The 18698-nt window shown below is 60.3% G+C and carries 16 protein-coding genes, 1 tRNA gene and 1 pseudogene; 8 read left to right on the plus strand and 10 right to left on the minus strand.

Annotated features, from left to right (window positions below; translation table 11 throughout):
• Positions 1–76 (plus strand) — tRNA-Asn (locus NOM06_RS18825).
• Between the two features lie 106 nt (positions 77–182).
• Positions 183–1355, plus strand: coding sequence for a nucleoside recognition domain-containing protein (locus tag NOM06_RS18830; protein WP_005355060.1), 1173 nt, complete (start codon positions 183–185; stop codon positions 1353–1355).
• Between the two features lie 86 nt (positions 1356–1441).
• Here the strand turns inward: NOM06_RS18830 and NOM06_RS18835 are convergent, their stop codons facing one another.
• The gene (locus NOM06_RS18835) at positions 1442–1774 is read right to left on the minus strand and encodes a nucleotidyltransferase family protein (RefSeq protein WP_139474361.1); all 333 of its coding nucleotides are present in this window, start codon (positions 1772–1774) and stop codon (positions 1442–1444) included.
• A gap of 132 nt (positions 1775–1906) precedes the next feature.
• Between NOM06_RS18835 and NOM06_RS18840 the strand changes: the two genes are divergently transcribed.
• Positions 1907–2422 carry a ClbS/DfsB family four-helix bundle protein gene (locus NOM06_RS18840; protein WP_255912725.1) on the plus strand — a complete coding sequence of 172 codons (516 nt, stop codon included), beginning with the start codon at positions 1907–1909 and terminating at the stop codon, positions 2420–2422.
• A 249-nt stretch (positions 2423–2671) separates the two neighbouring features.
• Positions 2672–3126: pseudogene (locus tag NOM06_RS18845) on the plus strand (hypothetical protein).
• A 62-nt stretch (positions 3127–3188) separates the two neighbouring features.
• On the opposite strand, the gene NOM06_RS18850 reads toward NOM06_RS18845, so the two are convergent.
• From NOM06_RS18850 to argC, 6 genes are all read right to left on the minus strand, one after another.
• A complete protein-coding gene (locus tag NOM06_RS18850) occupies positions 3189–3824 on the minus strand; it encodes an FMN-binding negative transcriptional regulator (protein ID WP_255912727.1) in 636 nt (211 codons plus the stop codon).
• A gap of 120 nt (positions 3825–3944) precedes the next feature.
• On the minus strand, positions 3945–5327 hold the full coding sequence (gene argH, locus NOM06_RS18855) for an argininosuccinate lyase (protein WP_255912729.1): 1383 nt from the start codon (positions 5325–5327) through the stop codon (positions 3945–3947).
• 211 nt (positions 5328–5538) lie between these two features.
• On the minus strand, positions 5539–6774 hold the full coding sequence (locus tag NOM06_RS18860) for an argininosuccinate synthase (RefSeq protein WP_255912731.1): 1236 nt from the start codon (positions 6772–6774) through the stop codon (positions 5539–5541).
• A 68-nt stretch (positions 6775–6842) separates the two neighbouring features.
• Positions 6843–7754 carry an ornithine carbamoyltransferase gene (locus tag NOM06_RS18865; protein ID WP_033135648.1) on the minus strand — a complete coding sequence of 304 codons (912 nt, stop codon included), beginning with the start codon at positions 7752–7754 and terminating at the stop codon, positions 6843–6845.
• 25 nt (positions 7755–7779) lie between these two features.
• The gene (argB, locus tag NOM06_RS18870; RefSeq protein WP_255912733.1) at positions 7780–8559 is read right to left on the minus strand and encodes an acetylglutamate kinase; all 780 of its coding nucleotides are present in this window, start codon (positions 8557–8559) and stop codon (positions 7780–7782) included.
• Between the two features lie 22 nt (positions 8560–8581).
• A complete protein-coding gene (gene argC / locus NOM06_RS18875) occupies positions 8582–9589 on the minus strand; it encodes an N-acetyl-gamma-glutamyl-phosphate reductase (RefSeq protein ID WP_021231253.1) in 1008 nt (335 codons plus the stop codon).
• A gap of 271 nt (positions 9590–9860) precedes the next feature.
• On the opposite strand from argC, the gene argE reads away from it, so the two are divergent.
• Both argE and ppc read left to right on the plus strand, forming a co-directional pair.
• On the plus strand, positions 9861–11006 hold the full coding sequence (gene argE, locus NOM06_RS18880; RefSeq protein ID WP_236301962.1) for an acetylornithine deacetylase: 1146 nt from the start codon (positions 9861–9863) through the stop codon (positions 11004–11006).
• A 231-nt stretch (positions 11007–11237) separates the two neighbouring features.
• Positions 11238–13871, plus strand: a complete 2634-nt coding sequence (gene ppc / locus NOM06_RS18885) for a phosphoenolpyruvate carboxylase (RefSeq protein WP_069554237.1) — start codon at positions 11238–11240, stop codon at positions 13869–13871.
• Positions 13872–13987: 116 nt separating this feature from the next.
• Here the strand turns inward: ppc and NOM06_RS18890 are convergent, their stop codons facing one another.
• Positions 13988–14623, minus strand: coding sequence for a Vat family streptogramin A O-acetyltransferase (locus tag NOM06_RS18890; RefSeq protein WP_255912735.1), 636 nt, complete (start codon positions 14621–14623; stop codon positions 13988–13990).
• 23 nt (positions 14624–14646) lie between these two features.
• Complete coding sequence (locus tag NOM06_RS18895; protein WP_042079716.1) at positions 14647–14964, minus strand: hypothetical protein; 318 nt, start codon at positions 14962–14964, stop codon at positions 14647–14649.
• A gap of 348 nt (positions 14965–15312) precedes the next feature.
• Between NOM06_RS18895 and NOM06_RS18900 the strand changes: the two genes are divergently transcribed.
• Both NOM06_RS18900 and NOM06_RS18905 read left to right on the plus strand, forming a co-directional pair.
• Positions 15313–16203, plus strand: a complete 891-nt coding sequence (locus tag NOM06_RS18900) for a sensor domain-containing diguanylate cyclase (protein WP_139438568.1) — start codon at positions 15313–15315, stop codon at positions 16201–16203.
• 471 nt (positions 16204–16674) lie between these two features.
• Complete coding sequence (locus NOM06_RS18905) at positions 16675–17949, plus strand: amino acid permease (RefSeq protein ID WP_370688936.1); 1275 nt, start codon at positions 16675–16677, stop codon at positions 17947–17949.
• Between the two features lie 66 nt (positions 17950–18015).
• On the opposite strand, the gene NOM06_RS18910 is transcribed toward NOM06_RS18905, so the two are convergent.
• On the minus strand, positions 18016–18654 hold the full coding sequence (locus NOM06_RS18910) for an exopolysaccharide biosynthesis protein (RefSeq protein WP_162517530.1): 639 nt from the start codon (positions 18652–18654) through the stop codon (positions 18016–18018).
• Between the last annotated feature and the right edge of the window lie 44 nt (positions 18655–18698).

Raw genomic sequence — 18698 nt, forward strand, 5'->3', positions numbered from 1 at the left:
TCCTCCTTAGTTCAGTCGGTAGAACGGCGGACTGTTAATCCGTATGTCACTGGTTCAAGTCCAGTAGGAGGAGCCAATTCAAAAAGCCCTTGTCGCAAGACAAGGGCTTTTTTCTATTTGGCGCAGCCATTTTTTTAACCATAAAAACAACCACACACGCACAGATGAACCGCAGGATAGATATGGAAAATCATGTAGTTATAGAGTCAAAGGGGCGACTTGCCGCCATTAGGAACTGGATGGAACCCGTGCTGGTACTGCTTATTCTCGGCAGCCTGTTCGGTTACCTCGGCAGCCAGATGGGCCTCTCTGCCATGGTCAACACTCTCTTCAATACCGCCCACCAGCTGCTGCTCAATACCGTGCTCTTTATTATGGGGATCACGGTGCTCTCCGGTGCCCTGAGCCAGCTGTTGAGCGAGTTCGGGGTGATCCGCCTGCTGGAGGTGCTGCTGGCGCCCCTGATGAAGCCGGTGTTTCGTCTGCCTGGCCGCACCGCGCTGGCGGCGCTGATGACCTTCTTCTCCGACAACCCGGCGGTGATCAGCCTCGCCAAGGACAGCCGCTTTCGCAAAGGCTTCACCCCCTGGCAGCTGGTGTCGCTCACCAACTTCGGCACCGCCTTCGGCATGGGGCTGATCGTGGTGACCTTTATGGCCACCCTGCAACTGCCGAGCGGTGAATCCACCGCCAGCGCGGCGCTGATCGGGTTGCTGGGTGCTCTGGTGGGCTCGGTGGTCTCTACCCGACTGATGCAACGGATGATCCGCCCACTGGTGGGGGAAGTGCTGAACGATGACGCTGTATCGTCCGACGGCCGCAAGGTAGGGGTGACCAAAGAGGCGGCTCCCGGCTGGCTGCGGATCCTCAACTCTCTGCTCGATGGCGGCAAATCTGGCGTGGAGCTGGGGATGGCGGTGATCCCCGGGGTGCTCATCATCAGTACCTTCGTGATGCTGCTCACCTTCGGCCCCGGCGACAAGGGCTATACCGGCGAAGCGTTTCAGGGGGTAGCCCTGCTGCCGGTGCTGGCCGCCAAGGTGAGTTGGCTGTTTGACCTGCTTTTCGGCTTCCAGCAGCCGGAGCTGGTTGCCTTCCCGGCTACCTCCCTCGGTGCGGTCGGTGCCGCCATGTCGCTGGTGCCCCCTTTTATCGCCAAGGGGTGGATCACTGGTAACGAGGTCGCGGTGTTTACCGCCATGGGGATGTGCTGGAGTGGCTTTTTGAGCACCCACACCGCCATGCTCGATGCCCTCGGCTATCGCCATCTCACCTCCCGCGCTATCGTCGCCCACACTATCGGTGGCCTGTGCGCCGGTGTGGCCGCTCACCAGCTCTATCTGCTGCTGGGTTGAGTCGGGTTCAGACACGTATACAAAAAGAGGCTCTTTGGAGCCTCTTTGCGTTTCCCCCTGCCGCGCCCTGCTCACGGGCGCACCAATCACCTTTGCTGCGTGATGCCCTGCACCTTCAACCAGAATCGCTCCTGACAGTGGTTGTGAAACAGCTTGCTGGCTGGAGTGATGGGAATGGGACTGGCGATGACCCGATAGCTGATCCAGCACTCGGCACAAAGCTGCTGCGATGGCGCTTCGTCCTGTTCGGTTTGCTGGCGGATGACGACTCCATTGGCAAACCAGCTGGTGGTTATCTGGTGTTGGATCACAGTGCCGCTCTCATCATGCTCGCTATAGTGTTCACTCTCTTGGCGTGTGAGGGTGACGGGGCTCGCCTGTCGATGAATGGCCCTGATATAGCTGATTAGTTGATTCATTGCCGATCTTGCCGTGATGGTTGGCCTGCACTGGATGAGCTGTACAGGATGAAGAGGGTTAGCGTAACGTGCTGCCTTGGTTGCGGCAATCGCCTCGGCTGCGCCGCAAGTAAACCTGAAAAGGGGAGAGCAATGGGGATCCCGCAAAACAAGGCCGAGCTGCTACTCGCGATCGATACCAATTTCAGCAAGTTGTTCAAGGCGTTGCAGGCCGTCCCCGAGAGCCGGGTGCGGGAGCCGACCTTGGCAGGGCACAGCAAGGGAACCACCATGAGCGTCGTCAATCTGTTGGCCTATCTTATCGGCTGGAACGAACTGCTGATCAAGTGGATCGAGCGGGATGCGGCGGGTCTGCCAGTGGATTTTCCCGAAACCGGTTTTAAGTGGAACGAGTTGGGCGGGCTGGCCCAAAAGTTCTATCGGGATTACGAGGGGCTCAGCTATCCGGCGTTGTTGCAGCGGTTGGCTGCCGCCAGAGGGCACATCATTGAACTGGTGGAGGCGCGCAGCGACCAGCAGCTGTATGGCTGCCTCTGGTATGAGAAGTGGACGCTCGGGCGGATGATCCAGTTCAATAGCGGTTCCCCCTATCTCAACGCCAACGGGCGGCTGCGCAAGTGGCTCAAAGAGTTGGCGATCCGGGTGTGAAAAGAGGGCGATAGCTGCCCGGGGGGGGGCGGCAAAACGCTTTGCCACCATATTGCCACTACCGCCCGTGGCGGCAGCTACTGGCCGCCGGACTCCCTTTTGCGCTCGGCTATCTCCTGCGTGCTGGTTGAATAAATAGATCAGCCATTCAAGGGATTAGCCGGTGCAGTGCGTTTTATCGCCGTGCTGGCCCCGCTTATGCACATCTCTTGGCAACACCATCAAGGGTCGTTGTCGCGGAGAGTTATCATGATCAGCAGCCTGCTTCCCCTTGCCTCTATCGCCCTCAAGCTAGGCAGTCAGCTGCTCGGCAGCAGTGCCAAACCTGAGCCTGTGCAGCAAATCGTGCAGGAAGAGCGCCTCGCCCGACCGTCCAGAGTTTGTTCCAGCGACTCGGTATCAAGGATGCCGACAGCGAGCAGAACCGCGCTGCCATCAACCACTTTATGGGTGAGCTGATGCAGACTCTGGGGCAGGAGAATGGTGGTCAATCCCTTCCCGCAGCCATCGACAGCGCCCGCAACCAGCTGGCGAGCGGCACCCAGAGTACCCGCCTCGATGCGCTGCAAAGCGAGCTCGATACCCTCAAGGATTCCCTTGGTGCCAGCCATCTCAATCTCGATCAGCTGCTCGGTGCCTTTAAACAGACCCTGCCAAATGGCAAGGGGGAAGGGGTGGGCAAATTGCTCAATGCCAGCGCCTGAACCGCGGTAAGCAATAAAAAACGGCAACCTCGGGTTGCCGTTTCTGTTTGTGGTTTAACGCGTTATGAGCGAGGTGATGGCGGGTTCTCCATGTCGCAGGCTACTTCGACCAGCCCTCTTGCATGCAAGGCGTGAGCTGCGCCTTGGCGATCCGCTTCATCCTTGTTCTGGCCCAGTTTGAATTTGCCAACCAGCCGTTCTATCTCGATTTCAATACCGACAACGGTCTGCACCATGGTTTCCATATATTCTCTCGGCGCATCCGCCATTTTCCATGGGGTCGGTTCTCCGGCCTCATGATGACGAGTCAGATTTGCCAGCAGGCGGCGTACGAAACGGGCATCATCGCGAATCTGAATGCGACCGTGAGCATGCACCACGCTGTAGTTCCAGGTCGGCACCTGCTTGTGATGATCATGCTTGCTCGGATACCAGCTGGGGGAGATGTAGGCATCTTCAGCCTTGAAGATCACCAGTACTTCGTCCCCATCCTGCACCTCTTGCCAGAGCGGATTGTTGCGTGCGACATGGGCGCGCAAGACTCCCTGCCCTCCGGTTTCCTTTGCAAACTCAAATGGCAGATGGTTGGCATCCAGCCCCTGTGAGCCATGGGTGATCAGAGCACCTAGCGGATGTGCCTGCATCAGTTGATGCAGAGCTTCGGGATCATCGGTGGTGAAATGAGGTGGCAGATACATGCAGATTCCTTCTATCGAGCGCTGACATCCATTCAACAACTACAGGCATCCAGTCAGCGGGACAAGCCATTTCGGGCGCAAAAAAAGAGGGCTGGAGCCCTCTCTCTGCGTTAACGGTAATTAGTCGCGCTTTGCCAGCCATTTTTCGGCGGCAGTCAGGGCTGCCTCAACCTGCTCGCGGGCGACGCCGCCTTTGGCGACCCGTTTGGCCAGGGTTGCTTCCAGTTCCAGATTGGGGTAGACGTCGAACTCGATTACCGGGCTGAAGCGCTGGAACTCGCCGATGGAGAGCTCCTCCAGCGGTTTGCCCACGCTGATGGCGAATACCACGGTTTCACCAACGATATGGTGCGCTTCACGGAACGGGATCCCCTTGGCCACCAGATAGTCCGCCAGCTCGGTAGCGTTGGCGTAACCGCCCTGGGCCGCCGCCATGGTGCGCTCGCCATTCACTTTCAGATCGATCAGCACCAGCGCCGCCATGTCGAGGCAGTCGTGCCAGGTGTCGAGGGCATCGAACAGCCCCTCCTTGTCTTCCTGCATGTCCTTGTTGTAGGCCAGCGGCAGCGCCTTGAGGCTCATCAGTATGCCCATCTGGGCGCCGACCACCCGGCCGGTCTTGCCACGGATCAGCTCCAGCGCATCCGGGTTCTTCTTCTGCGGCATCAGGGAGGAGCCGGAAGTGACCGCATCGGAGAGCTCGACAAAGCCCGCCTCGCCGGTGTTGTAGAAGATGAGATCTTCAGCAAAGCGCGACAGGTGGGTCATGGAGAGGGACGCCACGTGCATCAGTTCCACTACGTGATCCCGATCGGAGACCGAATCCAGACTGTTGCGGGTGGCGCCGGCAAAGCCCATGTCGAGCGCCAGCGCTTCGCGGTCGATGGCATAGGCGGTGCCCGCCAGCGCACCACAGCCGAGCGGACTGGTGTCGAGGCGCTTGAGGGCATCCTGCAGCCGGGAGTAGTCCCGCTCCAGCATCTCCACATAGGCCAGCGCCCAGTGGGCGTAGGTGACCGGCTGGGCCCGCTGCAGGTGGGTGTAACCGGGCAGCACGGCGGCCTGATTGGCGCGAGCGGAGGCGACCAACCCCTGTTGCAGGGAGGTGATGGAGCCGAGCAGCAGCTCGCCCTGTGCCTTGCACCAGAGTTTCAGGTCGGTGGCGACCTGATCGTTGCGCGAGCGGCCGGTGTGCAGCTTTTTACCCAAGTCACCGACGGCGGCAATCAGCTGGCTCTCGACCCAGGAGTGGATATCTTCGGCATCCGAGCTCAGGATCTGCTGAGGATCCTGTTGCACCGAGGCGAGCAGCACTTCCATCGCCTGTTGCAGCTTTGCCTGCTCATCGGCGGTCAACACGCCCACCTTGACCAGCGCTTTGGCCCAGGCCATGGAGCCCTGAATATCCTGCTCCGCCAAGCGGTAATCGAACCGCAGCGAATCGTTGAACTGCTTGAACCGGCTATCGGCTCCCTGACTGAAGCGTCCACCCCAAAGTGCCATACTGCTCTCCTTGAATGCGTTGTCGGCGGCGCCTTGCGCCATCGAGCTTGAAATCGTGCCCTGTTTTTCTGCGAGCCTGTTATCTCACAGAAGCGGCCGGGGCGCTGCCGCTCTTGTCACACCCGCCGATGATGGCTCAGGGGCCATGCCCTCGGTCTATAGAAGAGGGGGCCATGCCCCCTCAACGGAATCAACGGGTTATCTCGCTTGCTTAGCCGTGGGTATGGTCGCCACCGATAGCCTGATGCTGCTCCTTCATGGCGCGGATCCGGCTGGCCAGGGTGTAGAGACGGATGAAGCCTTCGGCATGGCTCTGGTCATACACTTCGTCGGCGCCGAAGGTGGCGAAGTCTTCGGAGTAGAGGCTGTTCGGCGACTTCTTCTGCACCGCAGTGACCTGACCCTTGTACATCTTCAGCACCACTTCACCGTCGAGATCTTCGGCGATGGCGTTGGCAGAGGCGAGGATCGCCTTGCACAGCGGGGTGAACCAGCGACCGTCATAGACCAGATGGGAGAACTCGGCACCCAGCTTCTCCCGCCAGGCGCGGGTCGGGCGATCCATTACCAGCTCTTCCACGGCGCGCAGCGCGGCGACCATCACGGTACCGCCCGGGGTCTCGTAGCAGCCGCGGGATTTCATCCCCACCATCCGGTTTTCGGTGATGTCGATGCGGCCCACGCCGTGCTTGCCAGCACGCTCGTTCAGGGTCATCAGGATCTGGTGCGGGCTCAGCGGCTGGTCATCCACGGCCACCACTTCACCCTGCGCCACGGTCAGCTTGACGTACTCCGGCTGGTCCGGTGCCTGTTCGGCCGGTACGGTCCACTGCCAGACTGCTTCGGAGGGCTCATTCCAGGTGCTCTCCAGCTCGCCACCCTCGGTGGAGATGTGCCAGGCGTTGGCGTCGCGGCTGTAGATCTTCTTCAGGGTCGCCTTGCAGGGGATGTTGCGGGTCTCCAGATAGGCCAGCAGATCTTCCCGGGAGCGCATGTCCCAGATCCGCCACGGGGCGATCACTTTCAGTTGGGGCGCCAGCGCGGCGACCGCACCTTCGAAACGCACCTGATCGTTCCCCTTGCCGGTACAGCCGTGGGAGATGGCATCGGCCCCTTCCGCCAGCGCCGCTTCGACCATCGCCTTGGCGATCACCGGACGGGCCATGGAGGTGCCCAGCAGGTAGGTGCCTTCATAGACGGCGCCGGTCTTCAGGGTCGGGTAGACGTACTCTTTGACGAACTCTTCCCGCAGATCCTTGATGATGCACTTGGTGGCGCCGGAGGCGATGGCCTTCTGCTCGATCCCTTCCAGATCGTCGCGCTCCTGACCCACATCGGCCACGAAGGCGATGATTTCGGCGTCATAGTGCTCTTTCAGCCAGGGAATGATGGCCGAGGTATCCAGTCCACCCGAGTAAGCCAGTACGATCTTGTTGATTCCGCTCATGTTACTTCTCTCCGTGATGATTCGATGATGATTCAATAAAAGTGTCGTGATTCAGGTTGAGTGCCGCGTTACTTGCCGCCGAGAAGGGTCAGCAACACGGCGTTCTGGATATGCATCCGGTTTTCGGCCTCGTCCATGATGAGGGAGGCGGGGCCATCCATCACCTGCGAGGTGATCTCCAGCTCCCGGTGCGCCGGCTGGCAGTGCAGCACATGCTGGATGCCGGTCCGGTCGAGCAGTGCCTGGTTGATCTGGTAAGGCATAAAGAGGTCTTTGACCTGCTCCATCGGGGTGTTGTCACCCATGGAGACCCAGGTATCTGTGTAGGCAACATCGAACCCTTCGATATCCGCCACGTCATCGCTGATGTGGATGGTCGCCCCCGACTTGGCCGCCAGTGCCTGCGCCTGCAGGAAGATCTGGGTATCCGGGCCGTGGCCTTTCGGGCAGATAAGGGTGACGTCGGTGCCGAGGGTCGCCCCCAGCAGCAGCAGAGAGTGGCTGACGTTGTTGCCATCACCGAGGTAGGCAAGCTTCACCTTCGACAGGTCGTCGTAGTGCTCGGCAATGGTCATAAAGTCGGCCAGCCCCTGACAGGGGTGGTAGAGGTTGCACAGGCTGTTCACCACCGGCACTGTGCCGTGCTCTGCCAGCTCGACCAGAGTCTGGTGATCGAACACCCGGGCGACGATGGCATCACACCAGCGCGACAGGTTGGCGGCGAAATCCTTCACCGACTCCCGCTTGCCCAGCGCGCCGTTTTGCTGATCCAGATAGACGCTGTGGCCGCCCAGTTTGGCGATGCCGATGTCGAAGGTGACCCGGGTGCGCAGGGAGGGCTTCTCGAACAGGGTGACCACGCTCTTGCCCGCCAGCGCCTGGCTGTACTTCTTCGGGTCGGCCTTGACCGCTTTGCCCAGCGCAATCAGCGCTTCAATCTGGGCTTTGTTCAGATCACTGTCTTTCAGAAGATGTTGCATCGGATGTTCCTTGTTCCGGTGGAGATCAAATAGCCACTTGAGTGCCGACGGCGCCGCCAGCCAGCAGCTTGAGCAGCTGATCCGGGTAGCGCCAGCTGGCGACACAGACCGGCTTGCCGAGTGTCTCGGCGGCGTGCAGGGCCGCTTCTACCTTGACCGCCATGCCGTCCGTGATCACCCCTTTCTCCATCAGATCCAGCGCGGTCAGCCTGTCGAGCTGGGGCACCAGCTTGCCCTTGCCATCGAGGATGCCGCTCACATCGGAGAGCATTACCAGATCGGCACCGAGCGCCTCGGCAATGGCGGTGGCCGCCTGATCCGCGTTGACGTTCATCAGCTGCCCCTCGGCGGTGATGCCGATAGAGCTCACCACCGGCAGGAAGCCCTGACCGAGGATGCCTGCTACCAGCGCCGGGTTGCCCGGCTTGCACTCGCCGACCGCGCCGAGATCCGGGTCGAGCTGGGTCACCTGACAGAGGCCGCCGTCGGCGAGGCAGAGCCCAACTGCCGGAATGCCAGTGGCGATCGCCTTGGCCATCATCTGCTTGTTGGCCGTCCCTGCCAGCGCCCCGGCAATGAAGGGGATCTGCTCGAACGGGGTTACCCGCAGGCCATTCTTCTTGGTGGAGGTGAGACCCAGCCCCTTGAGCAGGTCATCCACCAGACAGCCACCGCCGTGCACCAGCACCAGCGGACGGTGCTGATCATCGAGAAAGGTTTTGAGGGTGGCGAACAGGGCGGTCAGCGCCTCGTCGTTCTCGATAAGGGCACCGCCCAGCTTGATTACCAACGTCTGTTTGTCCATGTTCGAGATCCTTCCTAAGTCCTTAAATCAGGCCGGTGGCCGGTTCAAAACCAAATTTGATATTTATGCACTGCATGGCTTGCGAGGCGGCGCCCTTGAGCAGGTTGTCGATGGCCGAGACCACCACCAGCATGTTGCCCTGCTGTTGCCAGGCAATGTCGCAGTAAGGGGTGCCCGCTACGCCACGGATGGAGGGCATCTGGCCGGTGAGGCGCACCAGCGGCTTGCCTTCGTAAGCCTTGAGGAAGGCCTGATCCACCTGGGTGGGGGTGACGCCGTCCGCCAGCTGCACATAGATGGTGGCCAGAATGCCGCGCACATAGTTGCCAAGGTGGGGCTGGAACAGCACCTCCTTGCCGAGGTGGTGGCTGATCTCCGGCTGGTGTCTGTGATTGAAGGTGCCGTAAGGGTTGAGGCTCACTTCGCAGAAGCTGGTGTTGATGGCGGCCTTGCGCCCGGCGCCGGAAACCCCGGAGACGGCGTTGATGATCGGCTGCCACCCCTTGGCAATCAGGCCATCCTGCTGCAGCGGCTTGAGAGCACAGAGGGAGGCGGTCGGGTAACAACCCGGCACCGCAATCAGCTGGGCGGTAGCGATGGCATCGGCATTCCACTCCGCCAGGCCATAGACGGCCTGATCCAGCCACTGCTCGCTGTCGTGGGTGAAGCCGTAGAAGCTGTCGTAAAAGCCCTGATCCTTGACCCGGAAGGCGCCGGAGAGATCGAACACCGGCAGCCCCTTGGCGAGAAACTTGGGTGCGAGCTCGGCGCTCACCTCGTGGGCGGTGGCCAACAGTACCAGATCGGCCTGGGTCAGGATCCGGGTCATGCCATCGTCGTCCAGCGGCAGCAGCGGCTGATCGAGGGCTCCGACCCACTGGGGATGCAGGGAAGAGAAGCGCTTGTGGGCATCCTGACTGCCGGCGGAGACATAGAGGCCGAACAGTTTGAGTTGTGGGTGGTTCTGTACCAGTGCGGCCAGTTCGGCTCCCGCGTAGCCACTGGCACCGACGATAACGGTGTTAAGCATGTTGAATATTCCAAGTCAGAGTTCGAGATTCACAGCATGGCGCTGCAGTGCACAAGGGTGGTCGAGCGCCCCTTTGCACAAGTGCGGAGGGGCAATTCAGGCGGGTGTGTGTCGTCGGTTATAGATCAGGTGACAGAACATTAACTTTCCCTTACAACTAGAAGCCTTTGTTGATGAGCCAGATATTCAGGTAAAATTACAGAATATTCATGCACTCACTTTGCATTTGTATTTTCTAACAGAAACATTCCGGGGACGCAAGGAGGAGCTGATGGCCAATCTGGATTTTTTTTCACTTTATAAGAATATTATTGCGATTCCCTCTATCAGCAGCACGGATCCCAAGTGGGATCAGAGCAATGAGGCGGTGATCCGGCTGCTGGCCGACTGGTTCGGTCAGCTCGGTTTTCAGTGCGAGGTAACGGCGCTCCCCGATCTGCCGGGCAAGTTCAATCTGGTGGCGACGATTGGTCAGGGGGAGGGCGGTCTGCTGCTGGCAGGCCACACAGATACTGTGCCGTTCGATGAGGGGGGCTGGAGCAAGGATCCCTTCAAGGTGACCGAAGAGGGCAACCGCCTCTATGGCCTCGGCACCATCGACATGAAGGGCTTCTTCGCCTTTATCGTAGAGGCGCTCAAAGATATTGACCTCACCAAGCTCAACAAGCCGCTGCGCATTCTCGCCACTGCCGATGAAGAGACCACCATGGCGGGGGCCCGCGCCATCGCCGCGGCGGCCGAATTGAAACCCGACTACGCCGTGATTGGCGAGCCGACCGGACTGGTGCCGGTGGTGGCCCACAAGGGGCATATGTCGGAGGCAATCCGTATTACCGGCAAGAGCGGTCACAGCTCGGATCCCGCCAACGGCGTCAACGCCATGGAGATCATGCACAAGGCGATGGGGCAGGTGCTGCGCTTGCAGCAGGATCTGAAAGATCGCTACGCCGACCACCGTTTTGCCGTGCCACAGCCGACCCTGAACCTGGGTTACATTCAGGGCGGCGACAGCCCGAACCGCATCTGCGGCTGCTGCGAGCTACATATCGACCTGCGACCCACCCCGCAGGTGGGGCCGGATGAGCTGATGGGGATGCTCAAAGAGGCGCTGTCGCCCATCGAGATCCACCAGCCGGGCTGCCTGCATCTGCAACATCTGCACGAGCCTATTCCCGCCTATGCCTGCGCCGACGACTCTGTGCTGGTGCGCGAAGCTGAGAAGGCGAGCGGTCGCGCCGCCGAGTCGGTCAACTACTGCACCGAGGCGCCGTTTATCCAGCAGCTTGGCTGCGAGACCATAGTGATGGGTCCCGGTCATATCACCCAGGCGCACCAGCCGGATGAGTATCTCGACCTCTCCTTCGTCAAGCCGACCACCTCGGTGTTGCAGCACCTGATCAGACGTTTTTGCCTGTAGCGGCGGCGGTGAAAGGGGCGTAAAAACTGTAAGTAAGTTACATAACAAGCCGGTTGTGGAGTGGTGATGGAAATACATGTTCTGAATCGGCCTGTTATTTGACCTTGCGCAGACAATCTGGGTAGATTGTCACCCTAAGATGACGGAGCATATGTTGTAATCGCACAACAATAAGTGAGGTCGTCTAGCACCCCGGATGGGTGTCAGGCACCAACAAGATAAGGATGTGGAATGAACGAAAAGTACGCCGCACTACGCGCCAACGTAGGTATGCTGGGTCAGCTGCTGGGTAAATCCATCAAGGATCATCAGGGTCAGGCCTTTCTCGACAAGATCGAAACCATTCGCCAATTGGCCAAGTCCTCCCGCAAGGGCAATGAATCAGACCGGGAACGTCTGCTCGATACCCTGCGCACCCTGAGCGATGATGAACTGCTGCCGGTGGCCCGCGCCTTCAGCCAGTTCCTCAATCTGGCCAACGTGGCTGAACAGTTCCACACCATTTCCCGTCGCTGTGAAGAGCAGGTCTGCACCCCGGATCCGCTGGAGCAGATGTTCGACAAGCTGAAAGCCTCCAACCTGTCGCAAGAGGCCATCATTCAGGCCGTGCGCGAGCTGGATATCGATCTGGTGCTGACCGCTCATCCCACCGAGGTGACCCGCCGCACCCTGATCCACAAGCACGTACAGCTCAACGACTGCCTCGAGGCGCTGGAGCTTTCCGACCTGCTGCCCCGCGAGCGGGACAAGATCCTCAATCGCATCGAACAGCTCATCAATCAGGCATGGCACACCAACGAGATCCGCGAACAGCGCCCGACTCCGGTCGACGAAGCCAAGTGGGGCTTTGCGGTGGTGGAGAACAGCCTGTGGCCTGCCATTCCCGAATTCATGCGCAATCTGGACGAGCGTCTGCAACACCATCTGGGTGTGCGGCTGCCGCTGGATGCCGCGCCGGTCAAGTTCACCTCCTGGATGGGCGGTGACCGCGATGGCAACCCCTTCGTCACCGCCAAGGTGACTGCCGAAGTGCTGGAGCTGGGCCGCTGGATGGCGGTGAGCCTGTTCTACAAAGACATCAAGGAGCTCACCTCCGAGCTCTCCATGTCCGACTGTACCGACGCCGTGCGAGCTCGCGTTGGCGATCACCCCGAGCCCTACCGTGCGCTGGTGCGCGAGCTGCGTGAAGCGCTGCGCGAGACCAAGGAGCACCTCACCGCCAAGGTGCAGGGCCAGGCGAGCGAGAGCCAGGATCTGGTCAAGACCACCGCCCAGCTGCGCGAGCCGCTGGAGCTCTGCTACCACTCATTGCACGCCTGCGGCATGGGCAACATCGCCGACGGCATGCTGCTGGACGTGCTGCGCAAGGTCGCCTGTTTCGGCATTCATCTGGTCAAGCTCGATATCCGTCAGGATGGCGAGCGTCACGGGCTGGTCTTCTCCGAGCTGACCCGCTATCTGGGTCTGGGTGACTACGCCGAGTGGAGCGAAGATGACAAGCAGGCCTTCCTGCTCAACGAACTGAACTCCCGTCGCCCGCTCATTCCCCACGACTGGGAGCCGAGCGCCGAGGTGCGCGAGACGCTGGATACCTGTCAGGTCATCGCCGAGCACGACCCCGATGCGTTCGGTATCTACATCATCTCCATGGCCGGTGCGCCGTCCGATGTGCTGTCGGTGCAACTGCTGCTCAAAGAGGCTGGCTGCAAGTTCCGCATGCCGGTCGCCCCGCTGTTTGAAACCCAGGATGACCTGATGGCAGGCACCGCCGTGATGGAGCGTCTGCTCTCGGTGGACTGGTATCGCGGCTACATTCAGGGCCGCCAGTACGTGATGATCGGTTACTCCGACTCTGCCAAGGATGCGGGCATGATGGCCGCAGGCTGGGCCCAGTACGCTGCCATGGAATCCCTGGTGGGGCTGGCCGAAGCCAACAACATCCGCCTCACCCTGTTCCATGGCCGTGGCGGTACCGTCGGTCGTGGTGGTGCGCCTGCCCATCAGGCCATCCTCTCCCAGCCGCCGGGATCCCTGCGCGGCGGTCTGCGTACCACCGAACAGGGGGAGATGATCCGCTTCAAGTTCGGTCTGCCGAAAGTGGCGATCAAGAGTCTGGAGCTCTACACCAGCGCCGTGCTGGAAGGGAACCTGCTGCCGCCGCCCAAGCCGAAAGAGTGCTGGCGCGAGGTGATGGAACAGCTGGCCGCCGACTCCTGCGAGCACTACCGCAGTATCGTGCGCGGTCATCCGGACTTCGTCCCTTACTTCCGTGCCGCCACCCCGGAGATGGAGCTCGGCAAGCTGCCGCTCGGCTCCCGTCCCTCCAAGCGCAAGCCCAACGGCGGTGTCGAGAGCCTGCGCGCCATTCCGTGGATTTTCGCCTGGACCCAGAACCGCCTGATGCTGCCGGCCTGGCTCGGTGCCCACAAGGCACTGCAGCAGGCCATCGACGGCGGCAAGCTGGCGGTGCTGGAAGAGATGAGCGCCCAGTGGCCCTTCTTCCGCACTCGCCTCGAGATGCTGGAGATGGTGTTCCTCAAGGCGGACGTCTGGCTCGCCGAGTACTACGACACCCGTCTGGTGCCGCAGGAGCTGTGGGGTCTTGGCAAACAGCTGCGTCAGGAGCTCGCCGAATCCATCGAGGTGGTGCTGAAACTGAGCCCGCGCGGGGATCTGCTGGAGGATCAGCCGTGGATCAAGGAGTCCATCAAGCTGCGCAACCCCTACACAGACCCGCTCAACGTGCTGCAAGCCGAGCTGCTCAACCGCTCCCGCAACCACCCGGAGACCCTGCACCCCGAGCTGGACAAGGCGCTGATGGTCACCATCGCCGGTATTGCCGCAGGTATGCGTAACACCGGTTGATAGCCAGCCCAAGCCAGCAGGCTTCAGTTATATCCATCAAGCCAAAGGGCGCCGACAAGGCGTCCTTTGTTGTTTCTACTATCTTGCGGGTCATGTTGTTGTCGTAGTGGTTGTCTCTAACGGATTGCCGCTTCCAGCGCGGCTATCTCGCCGCCGCTGATAAGCGGCAAATTGCGGCTAATCTGCTCCACTGGCCAGTCCCACCAGGCGATGGCGTTGAGACGGGCGATGGTGTCGTCGTCGAAGCGGTAGCGGATCACTTTGGCGGGGTTGCCGCCGACCACGGCGTAGGCGGGCACGTCACCGGTGACCACCGAGCGGGCGGCGATAATGGCGCCGTTGCCGACTTTTACCCCCGGCATGATCAGGGCGTCATAGCCAATCCAGACATCGTTGCCGATGACGGTATCGCCCTTGTAGGGGAGGCTGCCCGGGGCGGGAGCGGCGCTCTCCCAGCCGTTGCCGAAGATAAAGAAGGGGTAGGTGGAGAAGCCGGAGGTCTGGTGGTTGGCGCCGTTCATGATGAACTTCACCCCGCGGGCGATGGCGCAGAATTTGCCGATGATGAGCTTGTCGCCGATGAAGGGGAAGTGGTAGAGGACGTTGCGCTCGAAGCCCGCCGAATCCTCCGGGTCGTCGTAATAGGTGTAGTCACCCACCTCGATATTGGGCCCCTTGATGGTGTTTTTGATAAAGCACACCTGGGGGAAGCCGTTCATGGGGTGGGGATTGGCGGGATCGGGTCCGTGCATCCGGGCTCCTTGGATGGGCCGGGCTAGAGCGCCGGGAAGTAGCAGGCGCTCATGTCGATGGGGTGATCGGGGCAGTCGGGCAGATAGAATTGCCAGCCCGCATCGGAGAAAGCGCGCAGTTCGGTCTCGACAAACTTGATGGCGAGGCTCAGGGCCTGCAGGCTGTCGATGCCGTAGATAAAGGTCTTGTCGCTCAGCCCCGCCAGCTTCACCTTGCAGCGCCAGTCACCGCCAGCCGAACGTGGATCCGGCTCGGGGGCCTTGATGGCGATCTTGAGGGTGAGCTGTTCCCCTTCGGTGCTGATGGCGTCGAAGCGGGCGGTAACGATGGCGTTTTTCATCTGGCGATTCCTTTTCCGTGGTACAGCCCCTGCGGTTGCGGGTGGCTGGCTCCCTGATGGCTGATGAGGTGAAAACTGGACTCAGGACGGCCAGCGTAAATGAACTTGTGAGTTGAAACAATGGGATATGCGTGACCGGGTGAGGGGGCTTTCGCCGCCGTGAGCGAGCGCAGTGGCGGGAGTTGCAACGCGCTGGCCACCTGTGGTGGCCGAGAGGCTGGCAGGCTGCTAGATGTAAAGGATTGTTGGCTGTGGCCGCAGATTTTTCTGTTCTGCCGATGAGGGCGCGTGAGTCCTCTTGAGGCAGAATATCTCCCCCCTGTTTGACGTTGAAGTACAGGAGTCTCCGTGGCGCTTTCGGTAACCCAGCTTTATGAAGTGATGGCCCAGCTGCCAGATCCCGTCTTTATTCTCAGTGAAGATGGCTATTACGTGGAATATATCGGCGGCATGGAGCAGCAATCCTATCACGATGGCAATCCGCTGGCGGGCAAGCAGTTGGCCGATGTGCTGCCACCCGAGATGGCCATGTGGGTCAAGGCGCAGGTGGCCGAGTCGCTGGCAAGCGGTCAGGTGCGGGTGGTGGAGTATGAGCTCTCCGCCGCCGAGGTGGGGGGGATCAATGCTGCCGCCGGGCCGCAAGGGATACAGCGTTTCGAGGGCAAGATTGCGCCGCTGCCCTCCCTCTATGATGGCAAGCGGGCGGTGGCCTGGGTGACCCGCAATATCACTCGCCAGTACGAGTTGCAGCAGCGACTGCTGCGCCAGAGTGAAACCGACCAGCTGACCGGCCTCTACAACCGCCGGTTCTTCTTTGAACACTGCCAGCCGTTGCGGGCAGGGGAGGCGCCTTGCGGCCTCATCATGCTCGACATTGATCACTTCAAGCAGCTCAACGATCGCTACGGCCACCAACAGGGAGATCGGGCCTTGCAGCGCTTCAGTAGTTGTATCGATGCCCTGTTGCGGGCGGATGACCTCTTTGTGCGCAGCGGTGGCGAGGAGTTTCTGATCCTGCTGCCGCGGATCGATGAAGCCGGTTTGCAGCAGATGGCGGAGCAGATCCGCGCCGCCGTCGAAGCGCTGCCTGCCGATCCGGTCGCCATCACGGTCAGTCTGGGCACAACCCTGGTGCAGCCGGAGGAGGAGATCAATCAGGCGCTGGCCCGGGCCGACGAGTGGCTCTATCGTGCCAAGCGGGCAGGCCGCAACCGGGTGGCGCACTGCCCGGCAGGTTGAGAGTGCCACCCCGGTCGCTGTGGGAAATAGCCTGCGCTTTTACCCTGAATAAATTGGCTGACATCACTGTCAATTAGTAGAAAAGTTGGCCGTATTATTTAACTCATATTCCACAGCTTAAGGTGTTAATATTATCGGCCTGATCGCTGGTCTTATTTGTGTTGTTGGGCAACAGCATGAGGTTTTATCGGTATGTTATCAAACAGGCGTGAATCTGGTTTTGGGTGACGAATGTGATACATCCTGTTGTCTTTTGAAACATTCCGATTCAAACAGTCATGAATTATTAACCTTGACCCGGATAGCGATTTCAACGATGGTAGCGTGGCAGCTCCGTTTCTCTCCAGTGGCCCTGTTGGCCGCTGGCGGCGTTGTTTTTTCATGTGCATGGCGATATGCAAAGACATATCTCCAGCCTGTTATTCGGGCCAATAAAAATAATGATGACAGACTAATAAGGTATATATTGCAATGAGTGTTTCTATTGCTGAAAAGAGTAACTCTGTTTCAAAATTGAAATGGGAGAAAAGCGATTCGGTATGGACCATGGGCCTATATGCCACTGCTGTCGGTGCCGGTACGTTATTTCTCCCTATTACTGTTGGCAGTAATTCGCCGGTTATTTTGCTGTTTATTTTATTGCTGGCTTTTCCACTCTCTTATTATTCCCACCGGGCATTGAGCCGCTTTGTGCTCTCCAGCTCCCATCGGGAAGGGGATATCACCCATGTGGTGGAGGAGCACTTCGGTGCCAAGGCGGGCAAGCTGTTGATGCTGGTCTATCTGATGGCCTTCTACCCCATCATTCTGGTCTACAGCATCTCCATCACCAATGCGATCCAGAGCTTTGTGGTGCACCAGCTGGGGGATGCCGAGTTGCCGCGCGGCTTGCTGGTGCTGGGGGTGATGCTGGGTCTGCATCTGATCCTGCTGGCCGGCAAACAGATCGTGGTGTCGGCCATCAGCGTGCTGGCACTGCCGATGGTCGCCTTTCTGATTGGCCTCTCTATCTATCTGTTGCCCCAGTGGAGCCTCTCCTATTTCAGCGAGAGTCAGGCGGTGGAGTGGCGTGATCCGGCGTTCTGGAAATCCCTCTGGCTGATCGTGCCGGTGATGGTGTTCTCCTTCAGCCATGCGCCCATTATTTCTTCCTTCAGCGCGGCGCAGAAAAAGCGTTGTCAGGAGAGTGCCGACCTGCGCGCCAAGCGGATCATCAAGTGCAGCAGCATGCTGATTTGCGGCAGCGTGCTCTTTTTCGTGGTGAGCTGCGTGATGAGCCTGAGTCAGGCGGAGATGACGCTGGCCCGCACCGACAATATCTCCGTGCTGTCGGCGCTGGCGAACAAGTTCTCCAATCCGCTGATCGCCTATGTGGGGCCGCTCATCGCCATTCTGGCCATGTCCAAATCTTTCCTCGGCACCTCCATGGGGGTGAGCGAGGGGACGGTGAGCATGGTGAGCGGTGCCTGTCAGGGGCTGGGGCTCTCCCTCAAGGAGTCGACCATCGCTCGGGTGTCATCGGTGATCCTGTTTATGGTGACCGCCGTCATCACCTATCTGAACCCCAACGTGCTCGACATCATCGAGCGCGTCAGTGGCCCGCTGATCGCGGTGATCCTGTTTCTGCTGCCAGCCTGCTCCATCTATCGCTTGCCCGCACTCAAGCGTTATCGCGGGCCGAGTACCCTTTTTGTGTTGGTGATGGGGCTGCTTGCCATCTCGGCCCTTATCTACGATCTGCTTTGACCGGGCGGTATCCCGCACAAATCAAAAAGGGCGACCATCTGGTCGCCCTTTTTCTTTGCCTCGGATTTAGCCGAGCAGGCCGCTGGCGCTCTGGCCCGCCATCAGTAAGCCGATGGCCAGCACGCTGAACCAGACCAGGGTTGCGCTTACCAGCAGATAGCCGCTGGCAACGAACAGACCGTCCCGCTGCAACATGCCGGTGGCCAGCAGCAGGATGGCCCAGGCAGGCATGGCGTTGGTGAACGGGATGGCGCCCAGGGGCAGCATCAGCAGCAGGGCGGCCAGCATGATCAGCAGGCCGTTGCAGCGGTTGACCGTGTTGCTGCCGGTCAGCACCAGCAGGCGCGGGCGGATAACGCGATCGACCCGGGCCAGCAGATCCGCCCCCTTGTGCAGGGTCGTCTTGAGCTGGTCGGCAGCGAAGCGGCGCTCCATCAGCATGGCGGGCAGCCAGGGCACCCGATTGAGGGTGATGCCGATCCCGATAAAGAGGATCAGCAGGCCAAACGGGGTGCTGACCCCGGGAATGGAGACCGGCAGCAGGAAGGGGACGGTGAGCAGCACGCAAAACAGCAGCATGCCCTGCTCGCCCACCAGCGCGAGCATCTGGCGCAGGCTGATGTGGCTCTCGTCGATGGCGTGCGCGGTGGCCCGCAGGGTATCCGCGAGGGTAGTTTTGGGGTCGTTGAGTTGCGCGGCAACCATTCCCTGATGTCCTTTTGAGTGGTGATAACGGGTCCCGATGACCC

Source organism: Aeromonas sp. JL9, assembly GCF_024436075.1.
GTDB classification, from domain to species: domain Bacteria; phylum Pseudomonadota; class Gammaproteobacteria; order Enterobacterales; family Aeromonadaceae; genus Aeromonas; species Aeromonas veronii.